The sequence below is a fragment of the Streptomyces sp. NPDC047043 genome, from assembly GCF_040644055.1.
Classification (GTDB): domain Bacteria; phylum Actinomycetota; class Actinomycetes; order Streptomycetales; family Streptomycetaceae; genus Streptomyces.
This window is the reverse complement of record NZ_JBEYVO010000028.1, coordinates 77,963-95,248: the sequence shown is the minus strand read 5'-3', so window position 1 is coordinate 95,248 and position 17,286 is coordinate 77,963. Positions and strand designations below refer to the sequence as shown.

Annotated in this window: 19 protein-coding genes; 11 read left to right on the top strand and 8 right to left on the bottom strand. The window is 71.7% G+C overall.

What is annotated here, in order from left to right:
* The 5 genes from ABZ880_RS37070 (at position 1) to thpD (ending at position 4,065) form a co-directional block, all read left to right on the top strand.
* Positions 1-528, top strand: a complete 528-nt coding sequence (locus ABZ880_RS37070) for a DinB family protein (RefSeq protein ID WP_361272440.1) — start codon at positions 1-3, stop codon at positions 526-528.
* 330 nt (positions 529-858) lie between these two features.
* Entirely contained in the window at positions 859-1,365 is a 507-nt protein-coding gene (gene ectA, locus ABZ880_RS37065) for a diaminobutyrate acetyltransferase (protein ID WP_361272438.1), read from the top strand.
* Positions 1,366-1,433: 68 nt separating this feature from the next.
* Positions 1,434-2,705 (top strand): diaminobutyrate--2-oxoglutarate transaminase, encoded by a 1,272-nt coding sequence (ectB, locus tag ABZ880_RS37060; RefSeq protein WP_361272435.1) that lies wholly within the window; start codon positions 1,434-1,436, stop codon positions 2,703-2,705.
* Positions 2,706-2,757: 52 nt separating this feature from the next.
* A complete protein-coding gene (locus tag ABZ880_RS37055) occupies positions 2,758-3,162 on the top strand; it encodes an ectoine synthase (RefSeq protein WP_361272433.1) in 405 nt (134 codons plus the stop codon).
* Positions 3,163-3,168: 6 nt separating this feature from the next.
* The gene (gene thpD / locus ABZ880_RS37050; protein ID WP_361272431.1) at positions 3,169-4,065 is read left to right on the top strand and encodes an ectoine hydroxylase; all 897 of its coding nucleotides are present in this window, start codon (positions 3,169-3,171) and stop codon (positions 4,063-4,065) included.
* 42 nt (positions 4,066-4,107) lie between these two features.
* Here the strand turns inward: thpD and ABZ880_RS37045 are convergent, their stop codons facing one another.
* The 6 genes from ABZ880_RS37045 to ABZ880_RS37020 all read right to left on the bottom strand — a co-directional run bounded on the left by ABZ880_RS37045 (position 4,108) and on the right by ABZ880_RS37020 (position 9,244).
* Positions 4,108-5,112, bottom strand: coding sequence for a maleylpyruvate isomerase family mycothiol-dependent enzyme (locus ABZ880_RS37045; protein WP_361272428.1), 1,005 nt, complete (start codon positions 5,110-5,112; stop codon positions 4,108-4,110).
* A gap of 37 nt (positions 5,113-5,149) precedes the next feature.
* Complete coding sequence (locus ABZ880_RS37040; RefSeq protein ID WP_361272425.1) at positions 5,150-5,764, bottom strand: sigma-70 family RNA polymerase sigma factor; 615 nt, start codon at positions 5,762-5,764, stop codon at positions 5,150-5,152.
* 45 nt (positions 5,765-5,809) lie between these two features.
* Positions 5,810-6,865, bottom strand: coding sequence for an aminotransferase class V-fold PLP-dependent enzyme (locus ABZ880_RS37035; protein ID WP_361272423.1), 1,056 nt, complete (start codon positions 6,863-6,865; stop codon positions 5,810-5,812).
* A 95-nt stretch (positions 6,866-6,960) separates the two neighbouring features.
* Positions 6,961-7,677, bottom strand: coding sequence for a DsbA family oxidoreductase (locus tag ABZ880_RS37030; RefSeq protein WP_361272420.1), 717 nt, complete (start codon positions 7,675-7,677; stop codon positions 6,961-6,963).
* Positions 7,678-7,745: 68 nt separating this feature from the next.
* A complete protein-coding gene (locus ABZ880_RS37025) occupies positions 7,746-8,252 on the bottom strand; it encodes a GNAT family N-acetyltransferase (RefSeq protein ID WP_361272417.1) in 507 nt (168 codons plus the stop codon).
* Positions 8,249-9,244 (bottom strand): helix-turn-helix domain-containing protein, encoded by a 996-nt coding sequence (locus ABZ880_RS37020; protein ID WP_361272414.1) that lies wholly within the window; start codon positions 9,242-9,244, stop codon positions 8,249-8,251. Before ABZ880_RS37020 ends, ABZ880_RS37025 begins: the two co-directional genes overlap by 4 nt.
* Before the next feature lie 70 nt (positions 9,245-9,314).
* Between ABZ880_RS37020 and ABZ880_RS37015 the strand changes: the two genes are divergently transcribed.
* Complete coding sequence (locus ABZ880_RS37015; protein ID WP_361272411.1) at positions 9,315-10,682, top strand: MFS transporter; 1,368 nt, start codon at positions 9,315-9,317, stop codon at positions 10,680-10,682.
* Positions 10,683-10,688: 6 nt separating this feature from the next.
* Here ABZ880_RS37015 and ABZ880_RS37010 read toward each other — a convergent pair whose 3' ends face one another.
* Positions 10,689-11,297, bottom strand: coding sequence for a DUF1349 domain-containing protein (locus tag ABZ880_RS37010; protein ID WP_361272408.1), 609 nt, complete (start codon positions 11,295-11,297; stop codon positions 10,689-10,691).
* A gap of 47 nt (positions 11,298-11,344) precedes the next feature.
* The gene (locus ABZ880_RS37005) at positions 11,345-12,874 is read right to left on the bottom strand and encodes an aldehyde dehydrogenase (NADP(+)) (RefSeq protein ID WP_361272405.1); all 1,530 of its coding nucleotides are present in this window, start codon (positions 12,872-12,874) and stop codon (positions 11,345-11,347) included.
* A 121-nt stretch (positions 12,875-12,995) separates the two neighbouring features.
* Here ABZ880_RS37005 and ABZ880_RS37000 point away from each other — a divergent pair, with 121 nt between their 5' ends.
* The 5 genes from ABZ880_RS37000 (at position 12,996) to ABZ880_RS36980 (ending at position 17,266) form a co-directional block, all read left to right on the top strand.
* A complete protein-coding gene (locus tag ABZ880_RS37000) occupies positions 12,996-13,769 on the top strand; it encodes an IclR family transcriptional regulator (protein ID WP_240863015.1) in 774 nt (257 codons plus the stop codon).
* 18 nt (positions 13,770-13,787) lie between these two features.
* Positions 13,788-14,255, top strand: coding sequence for a GNAT family N-acetyltransferase (locus ABZ880_RS36995; protein WP_361272402.1), 468 nt, complete (start codon positions 13,788-13,790; stop codon positions 14,253-14,255).
* 79 nt (positions 14,256-14,334) lie between these two features.
* On the top strand, positions 14,335-15,348 hold the full coding sequence (locus ABZ880_RS36990) for a hypothetical protein (RefSeq protein WP_361272400.1): 1,014 nt from the start codon (positions 14,335-14,337) through the stop codon (positions 15,346-15,348).
* Positions 15,345-16,601 (top strand): histidine kinase, encoded by a 1,257-nt coding sequence (locus tag ABZ880_RS36985; protein WP_361272397.1) that lies wholly within the window; start codon positions 15,345-15,347, stop codon positions 16,599-16,601. The genes ABZ880_RS36990 and ABZ880_RS36985 overlap by 4 nt, the downstream gene beginning before the upstream one ends.
* A complete protein-coding gene (locus tag ABZ880_RS36980) occupies positions 16,598-17,266 on the top strand; it encodes a response regulator transcription factor (protein ID WP_361272394.1) in 669 nt (222 codons plus the stop codon). Before ABZ880_RS36985 ends, ABZ880_RS36980 begins: the two co-directional genes overlap by 4 nt.
* Positions 17,267-17,286: the final 20 nt, after the last annotated feature.

The following is a 17,286-nucleotide window of genomic DNA, read 5'->3' as shown; positions in this document are numbered from 1 at the left end:
ATGACCACCAACGCGCCCCAGACCCTTCCCGACGGACGGCCCATCCCGCTTCTCACCGGCGACGAGCGGCCCATGCTCGACAGTTGGCTGGAGTTTCATCGGGCCACCCTGGCCCTGAAGTGCGCGGAGCTGGACGACGCGCAGGTGCGGACCCCGGCCGCCGAACCCTCGGCGCTCACGCTGCTCGGGCTGGTGCAGCACCTCGCCGAGGTCGAGCGGAACTGGTTCCAGCGCGTGGTCGCCGGGCTCGACGTGCCGCCGGTGTACGGCGAGGAGAGCGGGTACGTGCTCGACCCCGCCCGGGGGCTCGACGAGGCGCTGGACGTGTGGCGGCGGGAGATCGCGCGCGGGCGGGAGCTGTGCGCCGGGCGGTCGCTGGACTACACCGGGCGGATCGCCGACGGGAACATGGCCGGGCTGGAGGTCAGTCTCCGGTGGGTGCTGATCCACATGATCGAGGAGTACGCCCGGCACAACGGCCACGCGGACATCCTGCGGGAGCGTATCGACGGAGTTACCGGCGCCTAATTAAAAGGGCTACTCGTAGCATAACTCCGGGTGTAAATTCGTAATTCAATTCGGCGCAGCTTCCCGTATCCTTCTGCCCGCTTTTCCCCGACCTAAACGCAAAGATTCTGCGAACGCCAATCGGGGGAATTCGGGCAGATCTCGTGGGGGTTACATGCCTGTGACGCGTTACACATCACCGTCTATTTGCCCCGGATTTTCCGGACAATACCCAGCATAACCACTGCACCTTGCGCGATCGCCCGCGCCCGCGTGATAACACACGACCCAGCCGTTCGTAACCCCCACCGGCGATGCAATTTTGAATTTCCCTCGGTAAATTCAATCCGCATGACTGCCGCACAAGCAGATCTGCACATCGACCGTCCGCAGGTCGCGGACGGAGCCGCGTTGTGGCGGATTGCCAAGGACTCGAAGGCCCTCGACCTGAACTCGTCGTACAGCTATCTGCTGTGGTGTCGCGACTTCGCCGCCACCTCGGCCGTGGCCCGCGACGGGCACGGGGAACCGGTCGGCTTCGTCACCGGGTACGTGCGGCCGGACCGTCCGCGCACCCTGCTCGTCTGGCAGGTGGCGGTGGACGAGGCGTTCCGCGGACGCGGGCTCGCCGGCGCGCTGCTCGACGGAGTGGTCGCGCGGGCCGGTGCCGCGCACCGGATCACCGCCGTCGAGACCACCATCACGCCGGGCAACACCGGCTCCGAGCGCCTGTTCGCCTCGTTCGCCGAGCGGCACGGCGCCCTCGTGGAGCGCGAGGTGCTGTTCGACACGGGCCTGTTCCCGGACGGGCCGCACGACCCCGAAGTCCTGTACCGCATCGGTCCCCTCTCCCTCTGACCACCCCCCACGGACCACCTCCACTGACGACCCCCCGCACTCCCCCACGCAACGAGGAGCGATTCGTCGTGACCATCACCCAGCCCGACCTCAGCGTCTTCGAGACACTCGAGTCCGAGGTGCGCAGCTACTGCCGCGGCTGGCCCACCGTCTTCGACCGTGCGCACGGCAGCCGCATGTACGACGAGGACGGCCATGAGTACCTGGACTTCTTCGCCGGGGCCGGCTCCCTGAACTACGGGCACAACAACCCCGTCCTGAAACGGGCGTTGATCGATTACCTGGAGCGGGACGGCGTCACGCACGGGCTCGACATGTCGACCACCGCCAAGCGTTCCTTCCTGCAGACCTTCCAGGACCTGGTGCTGCGGCCGCGCGACCTGCCGTACAAGGTCATGTTCCCGGGGCCGACCGGCACCAACGCCGTGGAGTCCGCGCTGAAGCTGGCGCGGAAGGTGAAGGGGCGCGAGGCCATCGTGTCGTTCACCAACGCCTTCCACGGGATGTCGCTCGGGTCGCTGGCCGTGACCGGCAACGCCTTCAAGCGGGCCGGCGCCGGGATTCCGCTCGTGCACGGCACACCCATGCCGTTCGACAACTACTTCGAGGGCACGGTCCCCGACTTCCTGTGGTTCGAGCGGCTCCTGGAGGACCAGGGGTCCGGGCTCAACAAGCCGGCCGCCGTGATCGTCGAGACCGTGCAGGGCGAGGGCGGCATCAATGTCGCGCGGCCCGAGTGGCTGCGGGCGCTGGCCGACCTGTGCGAGCGGCAGGACATGCTGCTGATCGTCGACGACATCCAGATGGGCTGCGGGCGGACCGGTGCCTTCTTCTCCTTCGAGGAGGCGGGCATCACCCCGGACATCGTCACCGTGTCGAAGTCCATCAGCGGCTACGGACTGCCCATGTCCCTCTGCCTGTTCAAGCCCGAGCTGGACATCTGGGAGCCGGGCGAGCACAACGGCACCTTCCGCGGCAACAACCCCGCCTTCGTCACGGCCACCGCGGCCCTGGAGGCGTACTGGGCGGACGGGTCCGCGATGGAGAAGCAGACCCGGGCGCGCGGCGAGCAGATCGAGGAGGCGCTCGCCGCCGTCGCCGAGGAGAACCGCGCCGCCGTCAAGGAGTACCGCGGCCGCGGGCTCGTGTGGGGCATGGAGTTCCACGACAAGGAGCGGGCCGGGCGGATCGCGTCGCGCGCCTTCGAACTCGGTCTGCTCATCGAGACGTCGGGCCCCGAGAGCGAGGTCGTGAAGCTGCTTCCGGCGCTCACGGTCACCGCCGACGAGCTCGACGAGGGGCTGAGCGTCCTCGCCCGCTCCGTACGCGAGACCGCCTGAACCACCCCCGGAACACACGTAGTCGGCACCATCTAGGAGGCATCGCAGCACCGTGATCGTCCGTTCGTTCAAGGAGATCGAAGGCACCGACCGGCACGTGAAATCGGCGTCCGGCACCTGGGAGAGCAAACGCATCGTCCTCGCCAAGGAGAGGGTCGGCTTCTCCCTGCACGAGACGGTCCTGTACGCGGGTACGGAGACGTCGATGTGGTACGCGAACCACATCGAGGCCGTCGTGTGCGTCGAGGGCGAGGCCGAGCTCACCGATGACGAGACCGGGCAGAAGTACACGATCACGCCCGGGACGATGTACCTCCTCGACGGGCACGAGCGGCACACGATGCGGATCAAGGAGGACTTCCGCTGCATCTGCGTCTTCAACCCGCCCGTGACCGGACGGGAGGACCACGACGCCAACGGCGTCTATCCGCTGCTCACCGAGCCCGAGGAGGTGTGACATCACATGACTGCCACCACCGGCATCACTGATCTCTATCCCAGCCGCGGCGCCACCGAGGTGTCCGTCCCTCGCCAGGACCCCGTCGTGTGGGGCTCCCCCGACACGCCGGGTCCGATCCCGGCCGTCGACCTGCAGTCGTTCGAGCGCGACGGTTTCCTGGCGATCGACCAGCTGATCGGGCCCGACGAAGTCCCGCTCTACCACCGGGAGTTGGAGCGCCTCGTCAGCGACCCGGCGATCCGGGCCGACGAGCGCTCCATCGTCGAGCCGAAGTCCAAGGAGATCCGCTCCGTCTTCGAAGTGCACAAGATCAGCGAGGTGTTCGCGAACCTGGTGCGCGACGAGCGGGTCGTGGGCCGGGCGCGGCAGATCCTCGGCTCGGACGTGTACGTCCACCAGTCGCGGATCAACGTCAAGCCGGGCTTCGGGGCCAGCGGCTTCTACTGGCACTCGGACTTCGAGACCTGGCACGCCGAGGACGGCCTGCCCAACATGCGCACGGTGTCCGTCTCGATCGCACTGACCGAGAACTACGACACCAACGGCGGCCTCATGATCATGCCGGGGTCGCACCGCACGTTCCTGGGCTGCGCCGGCGCCACGCCCAAGGACAACTACAAGCAGTCGCTGCAGATGCAGGACGCGGGCACGCCCTCGGACGAGGCCCTGACCAAGATGGCGAGCGAGTACGGCATCAAGCTCTTCACGGGCAGGGCCGGTTCGGCGACCTGGTTCGACTGCAACTGCATGCACGGCTCCGGCGACAACATCACGCCGTTCCCGCGCAGCAACGTCTTCATCGTGTTCAACAGTGTGGAGAACAAGGCCGTGGAGCCGTTCGCGGCGCCGATCCGGCGGCCCGAGTTCATCGGGGCGCGGGACTTCACACCGGTGAAGTGAACAGGCACTGAGAGAGCGGGCGGCGTCACAGGCCCCATGGCTTCACAGCCAGGCCAGTGACGCCGCCCTTTCCAGTACGTTCCTTGCGGCGCCCTCGTCGCCCGAGGTGCCGCGCGGCACCTCCTCCGGTGTGTACCGGCCGCCGACGAGGAGGCAGAAGTCGACCGGGTCCAGGGCGAGTTCGGCCCGTACGGGTTCGTCCTCCGAGCCCAGCACCCACTGCGGGCCGCCGTCGATCGCGAACAGCACCGGCGGTGCGGCGGGGCCGAGCGCGAGGCCGAGGATGCGGGCGGCCAGGCGGACCAGCTGCCCCAGGTGCTCGGCGGGCGGCGGCGGGACGGCGAGGCCCAGGGCGCGGCCGATGTCGTCGGTGTGGATCCACACCTCGAAGGCGCGCACCACGAAGTGGTCGGCGACGGGCAGCCGTACGCCCATCAACGTCGTTGCCGTGGCCGCCAGTTGGGGGTCGCGGGCCTCGGGCGAGGCGAGCAGGGCGGCGGCCTGTGCGGACCAGTCGGCGACCGTCTCCTCGGGACTGCGGCCGTGCTCGTGCTCGATGACGTCGGCGCTACGGCGGTTCCAGGCGTCCTCCCAGCTCGCGCCCTCCGGCACCGGAGAGGCCGGCAGCCGCGCCGCGATGCCCAGCCGCCCGGCGAGGGGCTCGTCGGCGGCGAGCAGGTGGGCGAGGGTCGCGTGCACGTCCCAGTCGTGCACGACCGGGGTGCCCCAGCGGCCGTCGGCCTCGGGCAGCAGCGCCTTGAGCCCGGCGACGGCGGCGGCGTAGGGCGCGGCATGCGCGGCGACACCGGGCACGGCCGGGCGGGCGCGCAGGGCGAAGGACACGATGTCGGGCGTGGGGCGCGCGTGCGCACCGTTCGACGCCGGTCCGTCCAGGAGCCGTACGGTCTCCCGGAGCCGTTCCGCCTCCGCCGCGCAGGCCTCGCACTCGGCGAGGTGTCCGGGGACCGTCCGTCCCTCGGCCGGCGGGAGCGCGCCGAAGGCCCACGCGGCCAGCAGGTCGCGCACGCCGTCGTGGTTGTCGGTCACCGCACACCTCGCTTCCCTGCCGCACACCCTGCCGCCATCATGCGCCCCTTTCCAGCGCCGGGTCGGGCGGGTCGGCCAAAGACTCTGCCAAGGTGCGTAAAGCCGTACGCAAGCGGGTCTTGGCGGTGCCCTCGGGGATGCCGAGTTCCACGGCGGCCTGCCGGTAGGTGCGGCCCGCGAAGTAGGCGAGGTGCACCACCTCCCGCTGAGGCTGCGGGAGTTCGGCGAGGGCGCTGTGCAGCAGGAGGGAGCGTTCGCGGTCGACGACCGTCTCGTCCGGACCCGGGGCGGCGTCCGGGATGGCGTGCAGTGCGGAGTCGTCGGCGCGGGCGTCCTTGCGGTGCCGGGCCTCGCTGCGCACCCAGTCCACGGCCCGCCGGTGGGCGAGCATGGACAGCCAGGTGCGCAGGCTGCCGCGGTCCGCGTCGAAGGCGTACGGCCTGCTCCACAGCTGGGCGAAGACCTCCTGCGCCACGTCCTCGGCGGCGGCCGGGCTGTGCGTGACCCGCACGGCGACCGCCCGCACCAGCCCGCCGTACGCCGCGTACGCCTCGGCCAGCGCGGACTCGTCCCCGTAGACCAGCCGCCTGTGCAGCTCCGCATCGGAAAGCTGTACGGACGTATCGCCCGTGAACTCCACCGGCACCACCACCCCTGGTGCCCTTCCTAGCGTCCCAGAGAGGCCCGCGCCAGTGGTTCAGGAAGACAGGACGTCGAGCAGGCGTTCGACGTCGGCGGGTGTGTTGTACAGGTGGAAGGAGGCCCGCAGGTTGCCGGCGCGGTCGGAGAGTTCGATGCCCGCCCTGCTCAGCTCGGGCTGGCGGTGGCCGAGGCCGGGCACGGAGACGATCGCCGAGCCGGGTGCGGGCAGGGGTTCGTGGCCGAGGTCGCGCAGACCGGTGCGGAAGCGGTCGGCGAGGGCGAGGTCGTGGGTGCCTACGGCGTCCACGCCGAGTTCCTCGATCAGGGCGAGGGAGTGGCGCACTCCGGCGTACGCGAACAGGCTCGGGCTGATGTCGAACCGCCGTGCGGAGTGGGCCAGTTCCTGGATCGGGCCGTAGCAGCTCTCCCAGGGGTTCTCGCCCGCGAACCAGCCGGCCAGGATCGGCGTCAGCCCGCCGAGGTCCTCCGGGACGACGAGGAAGGTCGCGCCGTGCGGGCCGATCAGCCACTTGAAGCCGGTGGAGAGGGTGAAGTCGTAGGCGTCGCCGTCCATCTCCAGCCAGCCGGCGGCCTGGGAGAAGTCGACGTAGGTGCGCGCCCCGTGCGCCCGGGCCGCCTCCCTGAGCGCGGGGAGGTCGGCGATCCGGCCGTCCGCGGACTGCGCGGCGCTGACCGCGACGAGCGCGGTGCCCGGCCGGACGGCGTCGGCGATCCGCTCCAGCGGCACGGCCCGCACCTTGAGGTCGCCGCGGGCGTGGAAGGGGTTCACGACGGAGGTGAAGTCGCCCTCGGCGGTGAGGACTTCGGCACCGGCGGGCAGCGATGCGGCCACCACCCCGGCGTACGTGGCGGCGGAGGAACCCGCCGCCACCCGGGCCACCGGGACGCCGGCCAGTCGCGCGAAGGAGGCGCGGGCGGCCTCCACGTCCGCGAACAGCGGGTCGAGCGGCCGGCCCTCGGCCTGGATCCGCACGGCTTCATGGAGGGCTGCCACGGTACGGGCCGGCAGCAGCCCGCAGCTCGCGGTGTTCAGGTAGGTGTTCTTCGGGGCGAACTCGGCACGGACGAGGCTCTCGAAGGTCGTCTCCATGGGTCCACTGTGGGCCCGGGGAACCTCATAGTCCATTGCCGATTTTTACGTGGTTTCACTAAGCGGCACTTATAGATCGCCCCCTACCTGCGGCTTTACTGCTGCGGCACCGCGCACCCGTCGGGACCGCACGCCTCGGCGTCCGCCTGGTCGAGCAGCTGCAGCGGCGAGCGCTCGCCCCACGCCTGGGTCAGGGCCTGGGCGAACACCTCGGCGGGCTGGGCGCCGGAGACGCCGTACTTGCGGTCGAGGACGAAGAAGGGCACGCCGTTCGCACCGAGCTGGGCGGCCTCGCGCTCGTCGGCGCGGACCTCGTCGGCGTAGGCGGTGGGGTCGGCGAGGACCCTGCGGACGTCGTCCGCGTCCAGCCCGGCGGCGACGGCGAGATCCACCAGCCGCTCGTCGCCCTCGCTGAACAGTGACCGCTCCTCGGCGAAGTTCGCCTTGTACAGGCTCTGGATCAGCTCGTCCTGCCGGCCCTGCTCCTTGGCGAGGTGCAGCAGGCGGTGCATGTCGAACGTGTTGCCGTGGTCGCGGCCGCGGGTGCGGTACTCCAGGCCCTCGGCGGCGGCCTGCGCGCCCAGGTTCTCCTCGCCCGCCTGCGCCTGCGCCTCGCTCATGCCGTACTTCTTGGTGAGCATGGTGATCACCGGCTGGATGTCGCCCTTGGCGCGGCCCGGGTCCAGCTCGAAGGAGCGGTGCACCACCTCGACCTGGTCGCGGTGCGGGAAGGCGTCGAGTGCCTTCTCGAAGCGGGCCTTGCCTACGTAGCACCAGGGGCACGCTATGTCCGACCAGATCTCGACCTTCATGTTCTCTCCAGCTCGTACGGGTACGGAGACACCCTCCGCCGAGTGGATGAACGTTCAAGCAGAGGCGATCATTCCCTCGGCACGGAGTAGCGCAGGAAGAGGTGGTGGTCGCCCTCGGCCGGCGGGTTCTCCGGGTCCGCGCGCCAGCCCTGGCGGGCGTAGAAGGCCTGGGCGCGTTCGTTGTCGACGTGCACGTCGAGGACGGCGGTACGCCTTCCGTCGGCGCGCCACTGCTCGACGCAGGCGGAGTGCAGGGCCGTACCGATGCCGGCGCGCCACTGGTCGGGGTCGACGTGGAACTGGAAGAGCTTGACCGTTTCTGCGGAGGCGTCCTCCGGGGTGCGGAAGGAGGCGATGCCGACCAGGCGGGAGTCGCGGACGGCGCACAGGACATGGCCGTCGGGGCGCTCGATGGCCTCGCGCCAGCGGGCCCGCCAGTCGTGGCCGTCCTCCGGGAGGCCGTCGGGGTAGTAGGTCGACCGGGCGCGGGTGTGCAGTCGGGCGACGGCCTCGGCCTCCACGGGCAGGGCGGTTCTGATCACTACGGTGTCGACGGTCCGGTTCGTTCTGATCATGCAGCGGAGGACGAGTCCGCGGGGGCCGTGGTTCCCAGCCGGCTGAACTGCGCCCGGTAGGCGCTCGGCGTCAGACCGGTCCGGCGCACCACATGGGTCCGCAGGGAGTCGGCCGTACCGAGGCCGCAGGCGCGGGCCACCTGGTCCATGGGGAGGGTGGTGGTCTCCAGGAGTTCCTTGGCGCGCTCGATGCGCTGATGGAGCAGCCACTGCAGGGGGCTGACCCCGCTCTCGGCATGGAAGCGGCGGGTGAGGGTGCGCACGGAGACGCCCGCGTGGCGGGCCAGGTCGGTGAGGGTGAGGGGCTTGTCGAGGTTGCGCATGGCCCAGCCGCGGGTGTCGGCGCAGGCGGTGCCGCGTTCGGGCGGCAGCGGGGTGTGGGTGAACTGGGTCTGGCCGCCCGGCCGTACGGGCGCGACCAGGGTGAGGCGGGCGACCTCGTTGGCGACGGCGGCGCCGTAGTCGGTGCGGATGATGTGCAGGCACAGGTCGATGCCGGCGGCGTATCCGGAGGCGGTGACGAACGGGCCGTCCTGCACGTACAGCACGTCTCCGCGCAGGTCGACCTGCGGGTACCGTCTGCGCAGCTCCTCGGCGTGCGCCCAGTACGTCGTGGCCCTGCGGCCCTCGAGCAGGCCCGCCTCGGCGAGCTGGAAGGCGCCGGTGCACAGGGAGGCGATGCGCTTGCCGTCGGCGGCCGCCTCCTTGACGGCGGCCACGATCCGCGGTTCCGGTTCGTAGGGCGCGCCGGTGCCGGCGACGACCACCGTGTCCGCCCCGCGCAGGGCGTCGAGGCCGTCGCGCACATACAGCTCGAGACCGCCGGAGGTGGGCACCGGCCCCGGCTCGGCGGCACAGACGACCACCTCGTACCCGGGCCGCCCGTCCACCTCGACCTTGCCGAAGAGCAGCTCCGGAATGGCGAGGTTGAACATCGAGACGGGCGAGGGCGCGATGACGGCGATGCGGTGCGGTGTCCGCTTCCTCGGCATGGCCAGAACCTCCGGGAGTATGGCATTCAGGCCACTACTGTACGACGCCGCGGATCCGCAGCATGGACGCATGACGACGAACCAGACGGTCACCGGCGATGAACTCGCCACCCACGGGCGGGAGTCGGGACCCGATCGGTCCTCCCCCGCGCTCACCCTCACCGCCGCTCTCCTCGGCTTCGCACTGATCTGCCTCGACGCGTCCGTGGTGAACGTGGCCCTGCCGGCGATCGGCGACTCCCTCGGCGCCGGGATGTCCGGTCTGCAGTGGGTGGTGGACGCGTACACCCTGCCCTTCGCCGCGCTGATGCTCTCCACCGGTGCCTTCTCGGACCGGGCGGGGGCGAGCCGCGCGTTCGCGATCGGCGCGGCGGTCTTCGCGCTCGCCTCGGCGGCCTGCGGTCTGGCGCCGAACCTGCCGCTCCTGATCGGGGCGCGGGTGGCGCAGGGCGTGGCGGCGGCCGTCGTCCTGCCGGCCTCGCTGTCGCTGGTGCGGCAGGCGTTCCCGGAACCGGCGCGGCGGGCGCGGGCGGTGGCCACGTGGGCGGCCGGCGGTTCGGTGGCGGTGGCGCTGGGGCCGGTGGCGGGCGGTCTGCTGACGACGGCCTGGGACTGGCGGGGGATCTTCTTCGTCAATCTGCCGGTGGGGGCGCTGATCCTGGCGCTGCTCGTACGGGCACCGCGGTCGCAGCGGCGGCCCGCGCCGCTGGATGTGCCGGGGCAGGTTTTCGCGACGGTCGCTCTGACTGCCCTGACCTTCGCGGTGATCGAGGGCGGTACGGCGGGGTGGGTGGCGGCGGGAGTCGCCGTCGTCGCGGCCGTCGCGTTCTTCCAGGTCGAGGCGCGCAGTCCCCATCCGGTCGTCCCGCTCGGGCTGTTCCGCAACCGGACGGTCGCGGTGGCGGTCGCGGCGGGGGCGGCGGTGAGTGTGGCCTTCTACAGCGTGGTGTTCGTCTTCTCGCTGTTCTTCCAGCAGGTCCAGGGGCTGTCGGCGCTGCGGGCCGGGCTGGCGTTCCTGCCCATGACGGGACTGATCGCGGTGACGAACGTCGCGGCGGGCAAGCTGGCGGGGCGGTACGGGGCGAAGGTGCCGATGCTGGTGGGGCAGGCGTTGGCCGTCGTGGGACTGCTCGTGCTGTTGTACGTCGGTGCCGGGACGCCTCCGGCCGGGGTGGCCGTGCTGCTGGTGCCGTTGGCGCTGGGGTGTGCGTTGACGGTGCCGCCGCTGACGGCCGCGATGATGGATGCGGTGCCCGTGGAGCGGGCGGGGTTGGCGGCGGGGGTGCTGAACGCTGCGCGGCAGGTGGCCGGGGGGTTGGGGATTGCGGTGTTCGGGGCGTTGGTCTCCGACGGGTTCGCGGGTGGGATGCGGATGGCGTTGGCGATCAGCGCGGGGTTGCTGGCGGTGACGGGTGCGGCCACGTCTCGACTGCGGTGAGGGAAATCAGCTGCCGTCTCTCAGATCGGCGGGCCAGCTGTCGCGGAACTCCATGTGGTCGTACGTCACCACGCAGCCCTCGCCCATCGGGGACTGCGTCATGAAGCCGACCAGGGCCGCGTCGGACTCCTTCTCTCCGGCCAGGGTGAAGAGGCGGACGAAGGTCCAGCGTTTGCCGTCGCGGGAGGCGTGGAAGGCGAAGGCGCGGCCGGTGCGGCTCACCCGGAGCCAGACCGAACTGCCTTCCACCGTGAAGGAGTTGGCGTCGTCGGAGTGTCCCCGGGTGACCACCGTGCAGACGGTGGGCACGTCCGGGGAGTACTCCAGGCAGAGCTTGGCCCAGGCCCGGTCGTTGACATGGACGTACAGCACCCCGGCGTCGAAGGCCCCGGCGAACCCGACCGTGACCCGGGCGATCAGCTGGAAGTCCCCTTCGGGCGCCCCGAGCAGGCGGGGCGCGTCGGAAGCGGGCTCCAGCGCCTCACCGGTGGGCGGCACGAAACGGTCCTGCCGGGGGCCGGCCCATCCGGTGAGCACACCGTCCTCGTAGGACCAGTGCCCGTCGGGTCCGTAAGTACGGAGGGCGAAGGGCAGTTCGGGAAGTTCCACGTCCATCCAGTGAGTGTGTCAGCTACGGGTGCTCGATGCGGGCCCGGGGTTGTTCAGCGCTCGAGGCGGCCGTCGAAGCGGCGCGGCAGCCCCAGCGGGTTGTCGTCCCGGAGCTCGGGCGGCAGCAGCGCCTCGGGCGCCCCCTGGTAGACGACCGGCCGCATCCAGCGTTCGATCGCCGTACCGCCGACGGAGGTCGACGTGGAGGTCGTCGCCGGGTACGGGCCGCCGTGGTGCTGGGCCGGGGCGACGGCCACACCCGTCGGCCAGCCGTTGACGAGGACACGGCCCGCCAGCGGCGTCAGCTCCGCCAGGATCTCCGCGCCGCGGCCCTCACCGGCCGCCTCCTCCGTCGACAGGTGCACCGTCGCCGTGAGGTTGCCCGGCAGCCGGGACAGCACACCCTGGACCTCGGCCTCGTCCTCGTAGCGGGCCACCACGGTGACCGGCCCGAAGCACTCCTCCAGGAGCAGGTCGTACGCCCCCTCCTCGGCCAGCTTGTCCGCCGCCACCGTCAGGAAGCCCGCGCTCACCGTGTGCTCGCCGCCGGCGCCCGGCGTCACCGGGGACTCGACCTCGGGGAGCTCGGCACGCTCGGCGACACCGGCGATGAAGTTGTCCCGCATGCGGTGGTCCAGCAGGACCCCGGCGTCGGTGTCGCTGACGGCGTCCGTCAGGGACTTCAGGAGGCGGTCGCCCGCCGCACCGGACGGCGCGAGCACCAGGCCCGGCTTCACGCAGAACTGTCCGACGCCCAGCGTCATGGAACCGGCGAGACCGGTACCGATCGCCTCGGCGCGCTCGGCCGCCGCGGCCTCGGTGACAACGACGGGGTTCAGGGAGCCCAGCTCGCCGTGGAAGGGGATCGGAGTCGGGCGTGCGGCGGCCGCGTCGAAGAGGGCACGGCCGCCCCGTACGGAGCCGGTGAAGCCGGCCGCCGTGACCAGCGGGTGCTTGACCAGCTCGACGCCCGCCTCGAAGCCGTGGACCAGGCCGACGACGCCCTCGGGGATGCCGTGCGCGGCGGCCGCCCGGCGCAGCACCTTGGCGACCAGCTCGGACAGGGCCGGGTGGTCGGGGTGGGCCTTGACGACGACCGGGCAGCCGGCGCCCAGCGCGCTCGCGGTGTCGCCGCCGGCGACCGAGAAGGCGAACGGGAAGTTGGAGGCCGAGTAGACGGCGACGACGCCCAGCGGCACCTTGTAGCGGCGCAGGTCCGGGATGGGCGGGGTCGCGGTGTCGTCGGGGTGGTTGATGATCACGTCGAGGAAGGCGCCCTCGTCGACGATGTCCGCGAAGGCCCGCAACTGGTAGCAGGTGCGGGCGAGTTCGCCGGTGAGGCGGACCGGGCCGAGCGCGGTCTCGGCGTCGGCGGTCTCTACCAGCCAGTCCTTGGCGGCCTCGAGCTGCTCGGCGGCGGTGCGCAGGAAGGCCGAGCGGACGGCGCGGTCGGCCAGGGAGCCGCGCGCGGCGTGCGCGGCGCGGACGGTGGCGTCCACCTCCTGGGCTGTGGCCTCCACCGCAACCTGTTCACGCTGCTTCCCGGTTCGGGGGTCGACACTCCAGACTGGTGCTGCTGCCACCGCGGGTCCCTCCAGGTGTATCTGGGTCATTCACCAGGGTTGTTCGATATGCTGAACGCTGTCTCTGATGATGAATATGCTGTTGGAGACTATTTCCCGTCGAACGAAGGGGTCAAGGGCGATGTCGGCAGCCGAGACAGGCGGCGGGGCACAGGTCAAGTCCGCGGTGCGGACCGTTGAATTGCTGGAGTACTTCGCCGGTCGCCCCGGCATGCACTCCCTGGCGTCGGTCCAGGAGGCCGTCGGTTACCCCAAGTCCAGCCTGTACATGCTGCTGCGCACACTGGTGGAGCTGGGCTGGGTGGAGACGGACGCGACGGGCACGCGGTACGGCATCGGCGTACGGGCGCTGCTGGTCGGCACCTCGTACATCGACGGCGACGAGGTGGTCGCGGCGGCCCGGCCGACCCTGGACCGTCTCTCGGACGACACCACGGAGACCATCCACCTGGCGCGCCTGGACGGCACCAACGTCGTCTACCTGGCCACCCGCCAGTCGCAGCACTATCTGCGCCCCTTCACCCGCGTCGGCCGCCGGCTCCCGGCGCACTCCACCTCGCTCGGCAAGGCGCTGCTCAGTACTTACACGGACGAGCAGGTCCGCAAGATGCTGCCCGAGACCCTCCCCGCCCTGACCGAGAACACCATCACCGACCGGGAGAAGCTCATCGAGGAGCTGCACCAGGTGCGTGAGCAGGGCTTCGCGGTGGACCGCGAGGAGAACACGCTGGGCCTGCGCTGCTTCGGCGTCGCGATCCCCTACCGCACTCCGGCGCGCGACGCGATCAGCTGCTCGGTGCCGGTGGCGCGCCTGACGCCCGCGCACGAACAGATGGTGAAGGACGCGCTGTTCGACGCGCGGGACCGCCTGACCCTGGCGACCCGCAGGCTCTGACTCCTAGTCTCTGACCCCATGAATGTCGTTCTGCGCGAGATCCACGACAGCGATCTGCCGGTCTTCTACCGGCAGATGAACGATCCGGAGGCGCTGGTCATGGCGGCCTTCACCCCCGATGACCCGGCCGACTGGGCCGCTTTCGAAGCCCGCTGGAAACGGATCCGGGCCTCGGACGTCGTGGCCCGGACGATCCTGGCCGACGGTGACGTGGTGGGCAACGCGGCGGTGTACGGGGAGCCGGGTGAGCGTGAAGTCACGTACTGGGTGGACCGCGCGTACTGGGGGCGGGGTGTGGCCACGGCCGCGCTGCGGGGGCTGCTGGACGAGGTGCCCGAGCGCCCGCTGTACGCGCGCGCCGCGGCGGACAACGCCGGTTCGCTGCGCGTGCTGGAGAAGTGCGGCTTCCGGCTCTCCGCGCAGGCGTCGGGGTACGCCAACGCACGCGGCGAGGAGATCGCGGAGGTCGTGCTGACCCTGGGGTGAGGGCCTCTCCCCCGCGCGGCGGAGAGAGATCGTCACCGCGCACGACGTGCGCCCTGCCGCCCCGCGGGAGCGTGGACGCATGCCGCAGTCACTCGCACCCGCCCCCGCTCCGGTCACCGAGGTTCCCGCGCTCGGTCGTGCCCGCCGGCTGCTGCGGGGCGTCGCCGTCGTCGCCTGTGTTCCGTATCTGGGGATCAAGGTCGCCTGGGTCGCCGGCAGTCACCTCGGGATTCCCGAGGGCAGTTCGCTGCTGGAGCACCGGACCTCGATGGCCGTCGCCAACAGCCTCTCCGTCCTGCTCGACAGTGCCGTCATCGTGCTCGCCCTGGTGCTCACGCGGCCGTGGGGGCTCAGGGTGCCCGCGTGGCTGCTCGCGTTTCCGGTGTGGGTCGCCTCCGGGCTGCTCGCGCCGATCATGGCCGGGTTTCCGCTGCAGCTCCTGGTGAGGGTGTTCGGGGGCAGCGTGCACAGGAGCGAGGGAGGTGAGCCGTTCCTCGACGAGTGGGTGTTCGGGGTCGTGTACACCGGGTTCATCGTGCAGGGGCTGGCGCTGGGGGCGCTGTTCGTGCTGTACGCCCGGGACCGCTGGGGGTATCTGTGGCGGGGCCGGGTGTGGGAGCTGCCGGTCGGTGTCGTCGGGGCTGCCCAGCGCGCCACCGCCGCCGCGGCCGCCCTGCTCGCCCTGTTCCCCCTGACCGTCCATGTCCTGTGGGCCTGCGGGAGCACGGCCGGGCTCAGCGCGGGGAGGGCCGCCGACCGGACCGGTGACTTCTACGTCCTGGAGGCCGTGTTCGTCGCCTTCCTCGCGGCGGCCGTGGTCGGCGCCTGTCTGCTCGCCTTCCGCCGCGGACGCGCCCTGCCCGTCAGGCTCCCCCTCGCCCTCGGCTGGGTCGGCTCCGGGGCCGTGGCCTGCTGGGGCGGCTGGCTGTCGCTCGCCTCCCTCACCGGGGTGGACGACATCGCGGACCGCCCGACGCCGCTGATGAACCTCGCCTACGCTGGCCAGATGACCGTCGGCATCCTCGTGGCCACCGTCGGCGCCTACCACTTCGCCGAGCGGTCGGCCGGGGCGGCTTCGAAGCGGCCGGTGTGAAGGCGTTCGCGGGGCTGCTGTTCGGGCGGCGGGCGCGGCTGCGGTGGATCCATCTGATCCTCGGCGGTGCGCTCGCCATGCCGTACGTCCTCGTCGGCGAGGTCGTCGTCGGCCCGGCCACCGGCTCGCAGCACGTCTTCGAGGAGTTCCCCCTCCAACTCCTCTCGTTCGCCGTCGGGTTGCCCCTGGCGGCGGTCACCTCCCTGTTCCCGCTGACCCGGCCGCTGGAGGCGGGTGCGGTGCGCTGGCTGTGCGGTGTGGACGCGGACCGGCTCGTCTACGGCCCCGCCCGCACCCGGGCCGCGAAGGGGCGCACGGCGGCCTGGTTCACGCTGCATCTGGGGTTCGGCGGAATCATCGCCGGGATGTCGTTGGCCGTACCGCCGTTCGCCGCCGTACTGATCGCGCTGCCGGCGGTCGCGGGGCTGCGCGACACACGCCTGGGTCTCCCCGAAGTCCTCGACCACGCCTGGGCGTTGGCCCTCGCGCCGGTCGCGGGCGCCGGGTGCCTGGTCGCGCTGGCGGGCTGCGCGGCCGGGTCCGGCGCGCTCCTCGCGCACTGGGCGCCCCGGCTGCTCGGGCCCGCCCCGGAGGACCGGCTCGCGCAGGCCGAGGCCCGGGCGGCCGACCTCGCCGTCCGTAACCGGCTCGCACGCGAGCTGCACGACTCGGTCGGCCACGCCCTCAGCGCCGTCACCCTCCAGGCGGGCGCGGCCCGCCGCGTCCTCGACACCGACCCGGAGTTCGCCCGCGAGGCACTCGCCGCGATCGAGGACACCACCCGCCGTACGGTGGGTGAACTCGACGCCGTCCTGGGCGTGTTGAGGGACGGCGACGCTCCGGGTACCGGACCGGCCCCCACGCTCGCCGCCGACCTCGACGGCCTGCTGCGTCGCGTCCGCGCGGGCGGGCTGCGTGTGACGGCCACCGTCGGGACCGACCCCGCGGCCCTGCCGCCCGTGCTCTCCCGCGAGGCCTACCGCATCGTTCAGGAGGGGCTGAGCAACGCCCTCAAGCACGCCGGGGACGGGGTGCGGGTGACGCTGCGGATCGCGGTCGCCGACGGTCACCTGGAGATCGCTGTCGAGAATCCCCTCACCCCGACCACCGCGCACCGCCCGGGCGGTGGCCACGGTCTGCGCGGTATCGCGGACCGGGCCCGGCTGCTGGGCGGCACGGCGGAGGCGGGGCCGCGGGAGGCCGACGGGACGTGGCGCGTGCACGTACGGCTGCCGATGAAGGGACCCGTATGACCAGCCCCGGCCGCCCCGTCCTCCGCGTCGTCCTCGCCGACGACGAGCGCATGGTGCGCACCGCGCTGCGCGCCATCCTCTCCGCCGAGCCGGACCTGGAGGTCGTGGGCGAGGCGGCCACCGGCGCGGAGGCGGTGTCCGTGGTGCGGGACGTGCGGCCCGACGTCGTCCTCATGGACGTCCGCATGCCCGGGATCGACGGCATCCGCGCCACCGAGCAGATCCTCGCCACGCTCGACGCACCGCCCCGGATCGTCGTCGTCACCACCTTCGAGAACGACTCCTACGTGTACGACGCCCTGCGCGCCGGAGCCGCCGGGTTCCTGCTCAAACGGTCCGACGCGGACGCGCTCGTCCAGGCCGTACGGCTGGTCGGGCGCAGCGACAGCCTGCTGTTCCCGTCGGCCGTGCGGGCGCTGGCCGCCGAGCACGCGCGCGCGTACGCGACGCCGCCGGCCTGGGTGGCGAGGCTGACCGGCCGGGAGAGCGAGGTGCTGCGGCACATGGCGGCGGGTCTGACGAACGCCGAGATCGCACGCCGTATGGAGGTCGGACCGGCCACCGTGAAGTCGCACGTGGCGGCGGTGCTGGCGAAGACCGGCACCCGGGACCGTACGCAGGCGGTGATCGCGGCGTACGAGGCGGGATTCATGAACACCCGATGAGAAATCCGGGCGGATGGGAA